13 protein-coding genes are annotated in these 15,046 nt (G+C 73.6%); 1 reads left to right on the top strand and 12 read right to left on the bottom strand.

The window, feature by feature from the left end; all coding sequences use genetic code 11:
- Positions 1-29 precede the first annotated feature (29 nt).
- The 11 genes from AB0N31_RS11485 to AB0N31_RS11535 all read right to left on the bottom strand — a co-directional run bounded on the left by AB0N31_RS11485 (position 30) and on the right by AB0N31_RS11535 (position 11,941).
- Positions 30-3,074: an AAA family ATPase gene (locus tag AB0N31_RS11485; protein ID WP_366058140.1), complete on the bottom strand. Its 3,045-nt coding sequence runs from the start codon at positions 3,072-3,074 to the stop codon at positions 30-32.
- Between the two features lie 164 nt (positions 3,075-3,238).
- Positions 3,239-3,439: a hypothetical protein gene (locus AB0N31_RS11490; protein WP_366058214.1), complete on the bottom strand. Its 201-nt coding sequence runs from the start codon at positions 3,437-3,439 to the stop codon at positions 3,239-3,241.
- Positions 3,440-3,648: 209 nt separating this feature from the next.
- Complete coding sequence (locus AB0N31_RS11495) at positions 3,649-4,275, bottom strand: hypothetical protein (protein WP_366058141.1); 627 nt, start codon at positions 4,273-4,275, stop codon at positions 3,649-3,651.
- A gap of 35 nt (positions 4,276-4,310) precedes the next feature.
- Positions 4,311-4,883, bottom strand: coding sequence for a GNAT family protein (locus AB0N31_RS11500; RefSeq protein ID WP_366058143.1), 573 nt, complete (start codon positions 4,881-4,883; stop codon positions 4,311-4,313).
- Entirely contained in the window at positions 4,861-7,089 is a 2,229-nt protein-coding gene (locus tag AB0N31_RS11505; protein ID WP_366058145.1) for an MMPL family transporter, read from the bottom strand. Before AB0N31_RS11505 ends, AB0N31_RS11500 begins: the two co-directional genes overlap by 23 nt.
- A 240-nt stretch (positions 7,090-7,329) precedes the next feature.
- A complete protein-coding gene (locus AB0N31_RS11510; protein ID WP_366058146.1) occupies positions 7,330-7,749 on the bottom strand; it encodes a hypothetical protein in 420 nt (139 codons plus the stop codon).
- An 89-nt stretch (positions 7,750-7,838) separates the two neighbouring features.
- A complete protein-coding gene (gene gatB, locus AB0N31_RS11515) occupies positions 7,839-9,353 on the bottom strand; it encodes an Asp-tRNA(Asn)/Glu-tRNA(Gln) amidotransferase subunit GatB (protein ID WP_366058147.1) in 1,515 nt (504 codons plus the stop codon).
- A 15-nt stretch (positions 9,354-9,368) separates the two neighbouring features.
- On the bottom strand, positions 9,369-9,611 hold the full coding sequence (locus AB0N31_RS11520; RefSeq protein WP_366058148.1) for a hypothetical protein: 243 nt from the start codon (positions 9,609-9,611) through the stop codon (positions 9,369-9,371).
- Positions 9,608-11,101, bottom strand: a complete 1,494-nt coding sequence (gatA, locus tag AB0N31_RS11525; RefSeq protein ID WP_366058150.1) for an Asp-tRNA(Asn)/Glu-tRNA(Gln) amidotransferase subunit GatA — start codon at positions 11,099-11,101, stop codon at positions 9,608-9,610. Before gatA ends, AB0N31_RS11520 begins: the two co-directional genes overlap by 4 nt.
- 5 nt (positions 11,102-11,106) lie before the next feature.
- Positions 11,107-11,403, bottom strand: coding sequence for an Asp-tRNA(Asn)/Glu-tRNA(Gln) amidotransferase subunit GatC (gene gatC / locus AB0N31_RS11530; RefSeq protein WP_018531282.1), 297 nt, complete (start codon positions 11,401-11,403; stop codon positions 11,107-11,109).
- A gap of 166 nt (positions 11,404-11,569) precedes the next feature.
- Positions 11,570-11,941 carry a DUF4267 domain-containing protein gene (locus tag AB0N31_RS11535; RefSeq protein WP_366058151.1) on the bottom strand — a complete coding sequence of 124 codons (372 nt, stop codon included), beginning with the start codon at positions 11,939-11,941 and terminating at the stop codon, positions 11,570-11,572.
- 94 nt (positions 11,942-12,035) lie between these two features.
- On the opposite strand from AB0N31_RS11535, the gene AB0N31_RS11540 reads away from it, so the two are divergent.
- Positions 12,036-12,620, top strand: coding sequence for a TetR/AcrR family transcriptional regulator (locus tag AB0N31_RS11540; protein ID WP_366058154.1), 585 nt, complete (start codon positions 12,036-12,038; stop codon positions 12,618-12,620).
- 74 nt (positions 12,621-12,694) lie between these two features.
- Here the strand turns inward: AB0N31_RS11540 and AB0N31_RS11545 are convergent, their stop codons facing one another.
- Positions 12,695-14,947, bottom strand: coding sequence for a bifunctional diguanylate cyclase/phosphodiesterase (locus AB0N31_RS11545; RefSeq protein ID WP_366058155.1), 2,253 nt, complete (start codon positions 14,945-14,947; stop codon positions 12,695-12,697).
- Positions 14,948-15,046 lie beyond the last annotated feature (99 nt).

The raw sequence follows: 15,046 nt of genomic DNA on the forward strand, positions 1-15,046 counted from the left end.
TCCCCTGCCGGTTCCCGCCGGCGTACGCCTCACCGCGCGGGCGGCGCCTGGAGGGCGTCGGCCGGGAAGAGTTCCAGCCGGTGGGCCACCGCCGCCGCCTCGCCCCGTCCGGAGACGCCGAGTTTGGCCAGGATGTTGGAGACGTGCACGCTCGCCGTCTTCGGGGAGATGAAGAGTGCCTCGGCGATCTGGCGGTTGGTGCGGCCGGCCGAGACCAGGCGCAGGACGTCGCGCTCCCGGCCGGTGAGGCCGAGGGCCTCGACGGGGTCGGTGGCGGCCGGGGCCCGGCGGGGACCGGGCGTGAGGGGCAGCCGGGCGCGCCGGCCGAGCCGGCCGACGGCGTCGCCGAGCGGACGGGCGCCGAGGTGGGCGGCGACGGCGTGGGCGAGGCGGAGCAGCTCGGCCGCGCGGTCGCGCTCGTCGTCACCGCCCTCGGTCAGCAGGGCCTCGGCCAGGCGGTACCGGGTACGGGCGAGGTCGTAGGGGCGCTCCATCGTCTCGAAGGCGGCGACCGCCGCCGCCCAGTCCTGCGGACCGCCGCGGCCCTCGGCGCGCAGCAGTTCGGCGCGCAGCCAGAGTTCGTGGGCCCGCCAGACGGGGACGACGGCGACGATCTTCTTCGCGGCCTCCCGGACACGTGCGAGGAGTTCGGCGCGGCCCCGTTCGGCGGCGGGCAGACCGCGGGCGTCGCCCTCGGCGGCGGTCGCGGTGAGGAGGAGGGGCCAGGCGTACCGCTGGGCGCCGGGCGGGAAGCCCAGGTCGAGGGCGCGGGTGAGGTGGGCGCGGGCGTCGGGGAGGCGGCCCTCGGCGGCGGCGAGGGCGATGGCGAGGCGGGTGAGGGGGAGGTCGTGCTGGGGCGCGCGGCCGTGGGAACCGAAGAACCCCTGCGCCAGCGCCAGTTGGTGTCCGGCCTCGGTGTGGTCGCCGCGGTGCAGGGCGAGTTCGGCCCGCAGGGAGGCGTGACCGCCCCGGATGCCCACGCCCTGGCCGATGCGTGCGACGGTGGCGCAGGCGCGGTCCGCCTCGTCCCAGCGGCCGAGCGACAGCAGGGACTCGGCGAGGTTGCCCCAGATCCAGGCCTCCGTCTCGGACAGTCCGTGCCGTCGCGCGTAGGCGACGCCCTCCTCCAGGATCGGCAGGGCCTCGCCGGAGCGGCCGACCGCTTCGAGTTCGGAGGGGAGGTTGACGTAGGCGTTCAGCGCGACGGACGGGATGTCCTCCGCGAGCGCCCGGCCCTTGACGTCGTACAGCTCCGTGAGGCCGGTCTCGACGTGGCCGGCGTCGACCATGAGGACGCCGAGGATCTGGCGGGCGTCGAGTTCGATCTCTCGGACGCCGACCATGCGGGCGTACTCCACGGCGTGCTCGGCGGCGGCGTAGGCGTCGGGTCCGGGGGCGTGCAGCATGGTCCAGTTGGCGACATGGGTGAGCACCTCGGCGTGCACCTCGCTGGGCGGCAGGCCGCGCACCAGGTCCTGTGCGGTGGTCAGCTCCTCCCGGCCGCTGCCACGGCCCAGTGAGCGCGTCAGCCGGGAGCGCTGCACCCAGAACCAGGCCGTGCGCAGCGGGTCGTCCTCGTCCGCCAGGAGGCGCAGCGCCCGCTTGGTGATCTTCAGGGCGCGTTCGCGTTCCCCGCACAGGCGGCCGGCGACGGCGGCCTCGGCCATGAGGTCGAGGTAGCGCAGCGGGGCGGTGTCCGGATCGCAGCCGCAGGCGGGATAGGCCTCGGCGTAGTCGAGGGGGCGCAGCCGGTGCCGTACGTCCTCGGGGGCGGCGTCCCAGAGTTCCATCGCGCGTTCCAGGAGCCGCAGTTGCTCGCTGTAGGCGTGGCGGGAGCGAGCGGTGACGGAGGCGTCGAGGACGGCGGGGAGGGCCTTGGCCGGGTCGTGGGCGTGGTACCAGTAGCTGGCCAGGCGGGTGACGCGTTCGTCGGCGGGCACCAGCGTCGGGTCGGCCTCCAGGGCTTCGGCGTAGCGGCGGTTGAGGCGGGAGCGTTCGCCGGGCAGCAGGTCGTCGCCGACGGCCTCGCGGACCAGGGAGTGGCGGAAGCGGTAGCCGTCGCCGCCGGGGGCGGCGAGCAGGAGGTTGGCGCCGACGGCGGCGCGCAGGGCCTCGATGAGGTCGTCCTCGGTGAGCCGGGCGACGGCGGCGAGCAGCCGGTACTCGACGGTGGAGCCGCCCTCGGCGACGATCCGGGCGACCTTCTGGGCGCTGTCCGGCAGCGCCTCGACGCGGACCAGGAGCAGGTCGCGCAGGGTGTCGGTGAGGCCGGTGCAGCAGCCCTCGTGGGCGGCGACGGCGAGTTCCTCGACGAAGAAGGCGTTGCCGTCGGAGCGTTCGAAGATGGCGTCGACCTGGGCGGGATCGGGTTCGGCGGCGAGGATGCCGGCGATCTGGCGGCCGACCTCCTCGCGGGTGAGGCGGGCGAGTTCGAGGCGGCGGACGGTGCGCAGCCGGTCGAGTTCGGCGAGCAGGGGGCGCAGCGGGTGGCGGCGGTGGATGTCGTCGGAGCGGTAGGTGGCGAGGACGACGAGGCGGCCGGTGCGCAGGGTGCGCAGCAGGTAGGAGAGGAGGTGGCGGGTGGAGGCGTCGGCCCAGTGCAGGTCCTCCAGGGCCACCACGACGGTGCGGTCGGCGGCGACGCGCTCCAGGAGACGGGCGGTGAGTTCGAAGAGGCGGGCCATGCTCTCCTCGTCGTGGCGGCCTCCGCCCGTCTCCCCCACCTCGGGCAGCAGCCGGGCGAGTTCCCCCTCCTGGCCGGCCGCGGCGGCGGCCAGGTCGTCCGGCAGGGCCCCGCGCAGGGCGCGCAGCGCGGTGGAGAAGGGGGCGAAGGGCAGCCCGTCGGCGCCGATCTCGACACAGCCGCCCAGCGCGACGACGGCTCCCCGGCGGTCGGCGGCGGTGGCGAACTCCTCGACGAGCCGGGTCTTGCCGACCCCGGCCTCGCCGCCGATCAGCAGGGCCTGCGGCTCCCCCGCGGCGGCGCGGTCGAGCGCGTCGTTCAGGGTGTCCAACTCGTCGGTGCGGCCGACGAAGACGGGGCTGACGGACCTGTTCTCCACGGGGGCGAGCATCGCACGGCGGTGCGAGGGGGGCCCAGTCGTTATCGGCGGCGCGGTCGCGGTCGGCGGCGCCGGCGAGGTGGTCGTCGCCGGCCCGACGACCGCCGTCACCGGTCCGGTCGTGGGCGTGGGAGGGCGGCCGACCCCCGTGCGGCCGCCCTGCCGTGCCCCGGTGTTCACGCGGTCCGGGCGGACCGCGGCCGACGGGGGCGGTGGGTATGCGGTTCGCTCTCGGGGGTCGCGGTGCGGGCGGCCCGCTCCGCGGCCTCCCGGCGGGCGGCGCGGCGGCTGCGGACGACCTCGCGGGCCAACCGCTCGTCCGCGGCGCGGCGGAGCAGTTCGGCGGAACGGGCCTGCTGGAGTTCGTACTCGTACATGGTGGACTTCCCCTGAAGGTCGGTGGATCCGGCGCCGCTCACCGCGACGCTCTCGATGCCTCGACCTTCGTCTCCCAGGGGGGTCCGCCGCATCGGGAGAGTTCCGCATCTTCGGGTCCGGGCGGGGCCTTAGACGCGCGGGAGGGGCCCCCGGTACGGCCGTAAGGTGCTTACCGGCCGTCCTGGGACCCCTCGTGAACCGCGCCGGCTCAACCGGCGGACGGCAGTCCGAGCAGGGCGTCGGTGTACTTGAGGACGGCCAGGAGCAGGCCGATCACGCCCAGGGTGACGCCCGCCCAGGCGACGGACTTGATCCAGGGGGCCTGCACCCTGCCGGGAGCACCGAAGGCGGGCCGGGCCAGCACCACGACGCCGGTGACGAGCGCGGCCAGCGCGAACAGGCCGGCCCACAGGGCGGTGGTCTGCCAGGCGTCGCCGTAGACGGCCTGGATCTGGTGGGCGACGCTCGCGGTCGACGACGTCTCCAGCTGGCCGACCAGGGTCTGGCGCGCGGAGGCGACGGTCCCGATCCAGCCGCCGCTGAGCGACACCAGGCCGAGCGCGGCGGAGACGACGGCGCCGGCGCCCAGGCCGACGGCCGGGCGGCTCTCCTCGACGGCGTCGCCGTCCTCCCCCTCCTGGCGGGCCCCGCCGTCCTCGCCGTCGCTGTCGTCGCCGCCCTCGCCGTCCCGCACGCCGTCGGCGGGCGCGGAGGCCGGCGTCGCCCCGTCCTTCGCGTCGGTCCCGGTGACGTCCACCGTCTCCTCGTCGCGCTTCGCCTCGGCGGCCTCGGCGCCCGTGCCGGCACCGGTCTCGTCCACTGTCCTGGTTCCCATGTCCCGCACCGTACGGACGCTCTCTGAGAGGTTCCTTAACGATCGCTGTGAGCGGCACGCGCGCGTGCCGCCCGCCACTCGTGGGCCAGCACGGACCACACTTCCAGGTCGTGGCGCACCCCGCGGTAGGGGTAGGCCTCGCGGCGGACGCCGTCGCGGGTGAATCCGAGCCGCCGGGCGACGTTGAGGCTGGGTACGTTGCCCGCGGAGGCGACCCACTCGACGCGGTGGATGCCGCGCTGTTCGACGGCGTGGTCGATGAGCACCCGCATCGCGCGCGTGACGAGGCCGCGCCCGGTTCCGGCGGGCTCGAGCCAGCAGCCGACCTCGCAGTTGGCCTGCCCGGCGTCGAAGTTGAGGAAGAGCACGCCGCCGACCAGCTCGCCCGCCAGCCAGATGCCGTGCAGCGAACCGGTGTCGGCGGCGCGCATGTCGGCGTACCGCTGGAGCACCTCGCGCGCCCCGGGCACGTCGGTGGCCTTGGCGGCGAACGGGATGTACTGGTTGATGAACTCCCGCCCGCGCTCCAGGTGCGTCAGGAACTCCTCGTCGTGCCAGGGCTCCAGGGGCCGCAGTTCGGCCCCGTCACCCAGCGGTATCGCGTACATCCGGCTGTCGCTCCCTCTCCAGTTCCGCCACGGCCCCGGTGAGCCTCTCATGGGCGGCCCGGCATTCGGGAGGCTCGATGCTGATCCGCGGCAGCCACCGGTCGAGCCGGCGGGGCAGCCACCAGTTGGCGCTGCCGAGCAGGTGCATCAGTGCGGGCACGAGGAGGGTGCGCAGGACGAACGCGTCGAGGGCGACGGCGGCGGCCAGCGCGATGCCGAACATGGCGATCACCCGGTCGCCGCTGAGGACGAAGGCGAGGAAGACGGAGATCATGATGACCGCGGCGGAGTTGATCACCCGGCTGGTCTCGGCGAGTCCGACGCGCACGGCCCGCCGGTTGTCGCCGGTCCCCAGCCACTCCTCGTACATCCGGCTGACCAGGAACACCTGGTAGTCCATGGAGAGTCCGAAGAGGACCGAGACCATGATCACGGGAAGGAAGGGCTCGATCGGCCCGGCCCGGCCCAGGCCCAGCGCCTCGCTCCCCCAGCCCCACTGGAAGACCATGACGACGACCCCGAAGGCGGCGGCGACGGCGGCCACGTTCATCACTGCGGCCTTGACCGGGATGCCGACGGAGCGGAAGGCGAGCAGGAGCAGCAGGCAGCCGAGGCCGACGACGACACCGACGAACAGCGGCAGCTTGCCGACGATGACCTCGGCGAAGTCGTCGTAGCCGGCGGTCACCCCGCCCACCTGCACGTCGAGGGAGGTGCCCGCCTCGGCCCTCGGCAGCACCTCGCCGCGCAGCAGGTCGACGAGGTCGCTGGTCCGTCCCGACTGCGGCGCGGACTCCGGTACGACGGTGAGGTACGCGGTGTCTCCGCCCGCCCCGTAGGTCACCGGGGCCACCGCGGCCACGCCCTCGGTGCCGCGCAGGGTGGCGTCGAGGTTGTCCAGGGCGAGCCGGTCCTCGGCGCCGGCGACGCGGGTGACCAGGGTCAGCGGGCCGTTGACGCCGGGGCCGAAGCCTTCGGAGAGGAGGTCGTAGGCCTGGCGGGTGGTGGTGGACTCGGGGCTGTTCCCCTGGTCGGAGGTGCCGAGGCGGAGGGAGAGCGTGGGCAGGGCGAGCCCGGCGATCACGGTGAGGGCCAGCGCGCCGAGCAGCTTGGGCCGGCGCTCCACGAACGCCGACCAGCGGGCGGCGAAGCCGGCCGGCAGCTCGGGTTCGGGCCCGTGTTCGGCGAGGCGGCGCCGTTCGCGGCGGCTGAGGGCGCGCGGGCCGATGAAGGACAGCAGGGCGGGCAGCAGGGTGACGGAGGCGGCGACCGTCAGGACGACGGTCAGGGAGGCGGCGATCGCCACGCCGTTGAGGAAGTCCAGGCGCAGGATCAGCATGCCGAGCAGCGCGATGCACACGGTCGCGCCCGCGAAGACGACGGCCCGGCCGGTGGTGGCGACGGCGTTCGCGGCGGCCTCGGCGACCGGCAGCCCGCGTTTGAGTCCGCGCCGGTGCCGGGTGACGATGAACAGCGCGTAGTCGATGCCGACCCCGAGGCCGACGAGCATGCCCAGCATGGGCGCGAAGTCGGCGACGGTCATGGCGTGCCCCAGCAGCACGATCCCCGCGTAGGCGGTGCCGACGCCGACCAGGGCGGTGGCGATGGGCAGCAGCGAGGCGGCGAGCGAGCCGAAGGCGAGGAACAGCACGACGGCGGCGACGGCCACGCCGACGACCTCGGCGAGGTGCCCGCCGGAGGACTCGGTGAGCGCGACGGCGCTGCCGCCCAGCTCCACCCGGAGCCCCTCCGTCCGCGCGGACGCGGCGGTGTCGACGACGGCCCGCGCCTCGCCCCGGTCGATGTTCTCGGCGCTGTCCTCGAACGTGATGGTGGCGTACGCCGTGCGGCCGTCGCCGCTGATCCGGTCGGCGCCCTGATCGTCGTAGGGGCCGGCGACGGAGGCGACGCCGGGGAGGTCCGCGATCCTCGCGAGGGTGCGGGTCATGGTCTGTTCGACGGCGGCGGCGCGGACGGTGCCCGAGTCGGTGCGCCAGACGACGGTGTCGCTGTCACCGCCGAGGCCGGGGAAACCCTCCGCGAGCAGCCGGGCGGCCCGGCCGGACTCGGTGCCGGGGACGTCGTAGTCGTTGGAGTACGACGATCCCGCGATCACGGCGGCGCCGGCCGTCCCGCCGAGGGCGAGGAGCCAGAGCAGGACCGCGAGGAGGCGATGCCGGACACACCATTGTGCAAGGGCTGCCACGAAACGTGCTCCCGGGGACTATGGGGATCTTTGACCGGGAACATCCGTACGCGAAAGGAACAGCCCGCAAAGAACGCATGAGCGAATCAAGGTCACTCTGGCAGGCATGGATGATCGTTTGAGCGGTTCGTGGGCTTATTCACAGCAAAGCGAGAAATATCGCGGGAAGGTGACGGCGCACTGCGGTGAACGCCCGCCGTCCGGCGAGGCCCGCCCGGCCGGGCCGGTCCCGTGCCCCCGTCAGTCCGACTGGTCGCCGACGGCCATCACCATCACCCCGACGATCAGCAGCCACAGCGCGCGCCGGGTGCGGCCGCGGGAGCCCAGCAGCGCGGCGAGCGCGCACACGGCGGCACCCAGGGCGTAGGCGGCGGGCACCAGGGCCGGGGCGGAGCCGGTGAGGCGCAGGAGGGCCGCGGCGAACCCGGCGAGGGTGAGCAGGGCGCCGGTGCCGGCCGCCGTCCAGCGGGCCCGCCGGGCGTCCTCACCGGCGTGCTCGTCGTCGTGCTCGTCGTCGTGCTCCCGGGCGTCGTGCTCCCGGGCGTCGGAGTCGTCCGCGCCGGTGTCTTCGGCGAGCGGGTCGGGATGGGGCATGTCGTGCGCCTCGGTCGCGTCGGTCCGTATGCCGTCCTGGGTGTCGGAGTCGGTACGTCCACTCATGGCGGGCGAGCGTAGCGCCTCGGTCCCGGAGACGGAGAAGGGGGATGCGCCCGGGTCGGCGCATCCCCCCCGGGGGCCGGGGTCCGGGCTCAGCCCTCGCTGACGCCCAGCTTCTCCAGGATCAGCTCCTTGACGCGGGCCGCGTCGGCCTGGCCGCGCGTGGCCTTCATGACCGCGCCGACCAGGGCACCGGCCGCGGCCACCTTGCCGCCGCGGATCTTGTCGGCGACGCCCGGGTTGCCGGCGATGGCCTCGTCGACCGCCGTGCCGAGCGCCGAGTCGTCGGAGACGACCTTCAGCCCGCGCTTGTCGACGACCTCGTCCGGGGTGCCCTCGCCCGCGAGGACGCCCTCGATGACCTGACGGGCCAGCTTGTCGTTCAGGTCGCCCTTGCTCACCAGTTCGGCGACGCGGGCGACCTGCTCGGGCGTGATGGCCAGTTCGTCCAGCGCCGTGCCGGACTCGTTGGCGCTGCGGGCCAGTTCGCCCATCCACCACTTGCGGGCGGAGGCGGCGTCGGCACCGGCGTCGATGGTGGCGACGATCAGGTCCAGCGCACCGGCGTTGAGGATGGCCTGCATGTCCGTGGCCGAGATGCCCCACTCCGCCACCAGGCGGTTGCGGCGGACCAGCGGCAGTTCGGGCAGACCGGCGCGGATCTCCTCGACCCACTCGCGGGAGGGGGCCACCGGCACCAGGTCCGGCTCCGGGAAGTACCGGTAGTCCTCGGCCTCCTCCTTCACGCGGCCCGAGGTCGTCGACCCGGTGTCCTCGTGGAAGTGCCGGGTCTCCTGCACGATCGCCCCGCCGCCGCCCAGTACGGCGGCGTGCCGCTGGATCTCGAAGCGGGCCGCGCGCTCCACGGACCGCAGCGAGTTGACGTTCTTCGTCTCCGAGCGGGTGCCGAACTTCTCGGTGCCGTGCGGGCGCAGCGACAGGTTCACGTCGCAGCGCATCTGGCCCATCTCCATGCGGGCCTCGGAGACGCCGAGCGCCTTGATGACCTCGCGCAGCTCACGGACGTAGGCCTTGGCCACCTCGGGGGCACGCTCCCCGGCGCCCTCGATCGGCTTGGTGACGATCTCGATGAGCGGGATGCCAGCGCGGTTGTAGTCCAGCAGGGAGTGGGACGCGCCGTGGATGCGGCCGGTCGCGCCGCCCACGTGGGTCGACTTGCCGGTGTCCTCCTCCATGTGGGCGCGCTCGATCTCCACCCGGAAGGTCTCGCCGTCCTCCAGCTGCACGTCGAGGTAGCCGTTGAAGGCGATCGGCTCGTCGTACTGGGAGGTCTGGAAGTTCTTCGGCATGTCCGGATAGAAGTAGTTCTTCCGGGCGAAACGGCACCACTCGGCGATCTCGCAGTTCAGCGCGAGACCGATCTTGATCGCGGACTCGACGCCGGTCGCGTTGACGACGGGGAGCGCGCCGGGCAGGCCGAGGCAGACCGGGCAGGTCTGCGAGTTGGGCTCGGCACCCAGCTCGGTCGAACAGCCGCAGAACATCTTGGTCTTGGTGCCGAGTTCGACGTGGACCTCGAGGCCCATGACGGGGTCGTACGACGCCAGTGCGTCCTCGTACGACACCAGGTCGGTCGTGGTGGTCACGGTGAAACTTCCCTCTCAGCCCAGCAGGACGTCGTCGTCGCCCAGCCGCTTCAGCTCGCGGTAGAGAATGGCCAGGTTGGTGACGACCGCCGCGCCGGTCACGACGGCGTCCAGCAACCGCAGCGTGTCGCTGTCGGTCCGGGCCTTCCTGATCTGCTTGACGACGCCGATCACGCCGAAGGCCGACGTGGCCATCGAGACGTAGAGACCGGACTTGGACTTCTTGAAGCCCTTGGCCTTGGACAGTGTCTTGCTCACAGCGACGGAGCCTCCTCGAGCAGCGGGTGCCCCCACCTTTCCACGAAGGCGGCCTCGACGGCGGCGCCGACCTTGTACAGCCTGTCGTCCTTCAGCGCCGGGGCGATGATCTGGAGGCCGACGGGGAGGTTGTCCTCGGGGGCGAGACCGCAGGGCAGCGACATGGCCGCGTTGCCCGCCAGGTTGGTGGGGATGGTGCACAGGTCGGCCAGGTACATCGCCATCGGGTCGTCGGCGCGCTCGCCGATCGGGAAGGCGGTGGTGGGCGTGGTCGGCGAGACGATCACGTCGACCTGCTCGAAGGCCTTCTCGAAGTCGCGCGTGATGAGCGTGCGGACCTTCTGGGCGGAGCCGTAGTAGGCGTCGTAGTAGCCGCTCGACAGGGCGTACGTGCCGAGCATGATGCGGCGCTTGACCTCGGGGCCGAAGCCCGCCTCACGGGTGAGGGAGGTCACGTCCTCGGCGGAGCGCGTGCCGTCGTCGCCGGTGCGGACGCCGTAGCGCAGGCCGTCGAAGCGGGCGAGGTTGGAGGAGCACTCGGAGGGCGCGATCAGGTAGTACGCCGACAGGGCCAGGTCGAAGGACGGGCAGTCCAGCTCGACGATCTCGGCGCCCAGTTCCCTCAGCAGCGCGACGGACTCGTCGAACCGCTGGATGACGCCGGCCTGGTAGCCCTCGCCGCGGAACTGCTTGACGACGCCGACGCGCATGCCCGCCACGCTGCCGTTGCGGGCGGCCTCGACGACCGGCGGGACGGGTGCGTCGATCGACGTCGAGTCCAGCGGGTCGTGCCCGGCGATCACCTCGTGCAGCAGGGCCGCGTCCAGGACCGTGCGGGCGCAGGGCCCGCCCTGGTCGAGGGAGGAGGAGAAGGCGACCATGCCGAAGCGGGACACCGCGCCGTACGTCGGCTTCACGCCGACCGTGCCGGTGACGGCGGCCGGCTGGCGGATGGAGCCGCCGGTGTCGGTGCCGATGGCGAGGGGGGCCTCGTAGGAGGCGAGGGCGGCGGAGGAACCGCCGCCGGAGCCGCCGGGAATGCGGGTGAGGTCCCAGGGGTTGCCGGTGGGGCCGAACGCGCTGTTCTCCGTCGAGGACCCCATGGCGAACTCGTCCATGTTGGTCTTGCCGAGGATCACCACGTCGGCGGCCTTCAGCCGCTTGGTGAGCGTCGCGTCGTACGGCGGGATCCAGCCCTCGAGGATCTTCGAGCCGACGGTCGTCGGGATGCCCTCGGTGGTGAAGATGTCCTTGAGCGCCAGGGGGACGCCGGCGAGCGGGCCGAGCTTCTCGCCGCGGGCCCGCTTCTCGTCGACGGCGCGGGCCTGGGCCAGCGCGCCCTCGCGGTCGACGTGCAGGAAGGCGTGCACCTTCTCGTCGACGGCCTCGATGCGGGCCAGGTGGGCCTCGGTGACCTCGACGGCCGTGAGGTCACCGGAGGCGATCCTCGCGGCGATCTCGGCCGCGGTGAGCTTGATGATGTCCGTCATTGCGGTTAGTCCTCCCCCAGGATCTGCGGCACCTTGAAACGCTGCTGCTCCTGGGCCGGGGCGCCGGAGAGCGCCTGCTCGGGGGTGAGCGACGGACGGACCTCGTCCGCGCGCATGACGTTGGTCAGCGGGAGCGGGTGCGAGGTCGGCGGTACGTCTTGGTCGGCGACCTCGCTGACGCGGGCGACCGCGCCGATGATGTCGTCCAGCTGTCCCGCGAAGTGGTCGAGCTCTTCGGGCTTCAGCTCCAGACGCGCCAGCCGGGCGAGGTGGGCGACCTCCTCGCGCGTGATGCCAGGCATGCAGCGTTCCTCTGGGGTGAGTGAGTGTGCTTTGGGCCCCAATCCTATGGGTCGGCGGCGCGTCCCCGTTAAACGGTTTGCCGGGCGGCCCTCGGCGCGGGCCTCGGCGAACGCCCCGGAGGCGGGTGCGCCCCGCCGTCGGACCCCTGCGGTCCCTTCGCGTTCGTCAGACGGCGAACAGCAGGCCGGCGCTGACCAGCACGACCACGGCCGTGGCGAAGTGGACGCCGAAGGCCACGGCCTTCGTCCCGCCGTGGCGCAGCACTATCAGCGTGTCGACGAGCGGGATGATCGCCGCGCACAGCATGAACCAGGCCTCGGCACGGGCTCCGACGAAGACCAGCAGGGCGAGGCCGAGGACGCCGAGGGTGCCGTCGCGCAGGCCCTTGACGGTGAGGTAGGCGCCGGCGTCGCCGCCGGGTTCGGCCGGGACGCCGTAGCCGGCGGCGGAGGGCCGGGGCTGGAGCAGGAAGCGGGCCCCGATGAACACGATGAACAGGTCGAGGACGACGGCCAGGGTGTAGGCGGTGACGGTCATGACGGATCTCCTCCCGTTTTGCTAGCGGCGCTAGCAACTGGAGCGAAGCTAGCAGAGCGCCGAAAGAATGGCTAGCGCTGCTAGAATCCAGAGCATGTCGATCCAGACGCGCCGGGAGCGCGAACGAGCGGAGCGCGAACGGCTGATCGTCACGGCCGCGCGCGAACTGGCGGAGGCCGAGGGCTGGGACGCGGTCACCACCCGCCGACTCGCGGCCGAGATCGAGTACAGCCAGCCGGTCCTCTACAGCCACTTCAAGGGCAAGGACGCGATCATGGCGGCGGTCGCGGTGGAGGGCTGCGCGGAACTGGCGCGGGAGATGCGGGCGGCACGGTCGGGCGCGACCGGCGCCCGGGAGTCCCTCACGGCCGTCGGAACGGCGTACACCGACTTCGCGCGCCGCCGTCCCGCGCTCTACGACGCGATGTTCACGCACGCGGTCGCACTTCCGTTCGCCACCCCCGAGGCCCCGGCGGCCCTTCAGGAGGCCTTCGGCGAACTGCTGGCGGCCGTGCGCCCGGTGGCGGCCCCCGGCGAGGACCCCGGCCTCCTGACGGAGACCTACTGGGCCGGCCTCCACGGCCTCACCACTCTGATGCGCAGCGGCCGCCTCCCGGAGGGAGCCCACGACCAGCGGCTCCGGCTGCTGATCGACCACTTCGCGGCGGGCGCGGCCTGAGGCTCCGGCCCGCGGCGGGCGGCGCCGTCACCGGAGGGGGGCCGCCCCTGGACCGGTCGGACGGGCGTGCGAGGTCAGTCCTCGGACGCCGCGGGCAACGCCGCCGCCGCGGGCCGCTGCCAGCCCCGCGACCCGCGGGCCCGCAGCCACGCCGTGGTCTCCTCCGGCGGCATCGCCGCCGCGACCAGCCATCCCTGCACGGCATCGCAGCCGAGGTCGCGCAGCCGCTCCCACGTCTCGTCGTCCTCGACGCCCTCGGCGACCACGAGGAGTCCGAGGGAGTGCGCGAGGTCGACCGTGCAGCGCACGATCTCCGCGTCCTCGGTGTCCACCGCCAGCCGGGCCACGAAGGACCGGTCGATCTTCAGCTCGCTCACCGGCAGGCGCCGTAGGTGGACCAGCGAGGAGTAGCCGGTGCCGAAGTCGTCGAGGGACATCTTCACGCCGTGTCCGGTGAGCGCGTTGAGGGTGTCGGCGGCGCGCTGCGGGTCCTCTAGGAGGACGTGTTCCGTGATCTCGAGCTGGAGCGCCGCCGCGGGCACCCCGTGCCGCGCGAGCCGCGCCGCGACCGAGCCGGCGAATCCGGGGGTGTGCACGTCGCGCGGGGAGACGTTGACCGCGACGGGCACGTGCAGGCCCTCGGCGCGCCACCGGGCGACCTGGGCGAGGGCCGTGTCCAGCACGTACTCGGTGAGGTGGGGCATCAGCCCGGAGGATTCGGCGATCGCTATGAACTCGTCCGGCGGCACCTTCCCCCGCTCGGGGTGGACCCACCGCACCAGCACCTCGAGCCCGGCGACCTGTCCGTCGAAGCGGACCTTGGGCTGGTAGTGGAGCTGGACCTCGTGCGCGTCGAGCGCGCGGCGCAGGTCGCCCAGCAGACCGAGCCGGTCGGGTGTGTTGGAGTCGCGCTTGGACTCGTAGACCTCGACGCCCGTACGGTCCCGTTTGGCCTGGTACATCGCCACGTCCGCCCGCCGCAGCAGCCCTTCCGCGTCGAGTGCGTGGTCGGGGAAGACGGCGACTCCGGCGCTGGCCTCCAGGACGAGGGTGAGCCCGTCGAGGTCGAGCGGTGAGCCGAGGTCGGCGACGAGTCCGCGGGCGACGCGGGTCGCGGAGGTCGTGGAGTCGGCGACGGGCAGTAAGACGGCGAACTCGTCGCCGCCGAGCCGCGCGACCTCGGCCCCGCGCGGGAGGGCCAGCCGGAGCCGGTCGGCTATCTGGAGCAGCAGCCGGTCCCCGGCGAGATGACCGAGCGTGTCGTTGACCGACCGGAACCGGTCGAGGTCGATCAGCATGAGCGCCGCGCGGGCGCCGATGCGTTCGGCGTCGTCGAGGGCGGTCCAGATCCGCTCCCCGAGCCACTGCCGGTTGGGCAGTCCGGTGAGCGGGTCGCGCAACTGCTCCTCGGCACGGGCGCGGGCCATCCACAGCGTGGAGTCGAGGGCGATCAGCGGGATGGCGAACAGCGGCAGCAGGATCGGCTCGGCCACGGCGACGACGCACACCAGCGGGGCTATGCCCAGCAGGGCGACGGCGACCAGGCCCTGTCTGAGCAGGGCCGTACGGGCGACGGTGGGCAGCCTGCCGGCGCGGGGCGTGTGCAGGTACCAGAGCAGGACGCGGGTGACGGCGAGGTAGGCGACGGCGACCAGCATCACTTGGGGCGCGGTGTAGAGCGTCCAGGTGTCGGGGGTCCAGGGCCGCTCGACGGACGGCACCGGCCCGCACGCGGCCAGCAGCAGCGCGCCCGCGCCGATGCCGAGGATGTCCACCGCGCCGTGCAGGATGCCCTGCCGCCAGCGGTGGCGGCGGGCTATGCCGACCAGGACGACGACGGTGAGGCTGACCAGACCGGCGGGCAGCCAGCCGTAGAGCAGCAGGACGGCGAGGGTGAGGGCGGCTCCGGAGCCGGTGCCGCCCCACCAGCGGGCCCGGCCGAGCAGGACGAGGTGGCCGACGACGATGCCGGTCAGCACGGCCAGCGACCAGCCGACGGTGCCGGGCGGGAACAGCGCGTGGCTGGTGGTGAAGGCCCGGTAGAAGGCGGCGCCGAGGGCGAACCCGGCGGCCGCGACGACGGCCGCCGGAAGCGCGGGCCAGGACGGGTGTCGTTCCGCGTCGGCGCCGTACGCACCGGAGGGATCGCTGCCGGGCGGGAACGGAGCGGGGGCGCGCGGGTCCGTCCGGGTGAGCGGGGCGCCGGCGCGGGCCGGTTCGCCCGGGGGCCGCTCTGACCACGCCACCCACCGGCTGCCCCACCAGGCGTCGGTGACCCGGCGCCGGGGCAGCCCAGTGTCCGGGGCGGCGCTCTCGGTCGGTTCCATTCCCGTCCCTCTCACAGCCGGCGGTGCCCACGCCACGCGGTCCGCTGCCCGACGGCCTTGCGCGGGCCCCGCGTTGGAAGACCCTTGCCCCCGCCCGTC

It is taken from the genome of Streptomyces sp. NPDC051051, from assembly GCF_040682975.1.
Lineage (GTDB): Bacteria > Actinomycetota > Actinomycetes > Streptomycetales > Streptomycetaceae > Streptomyces.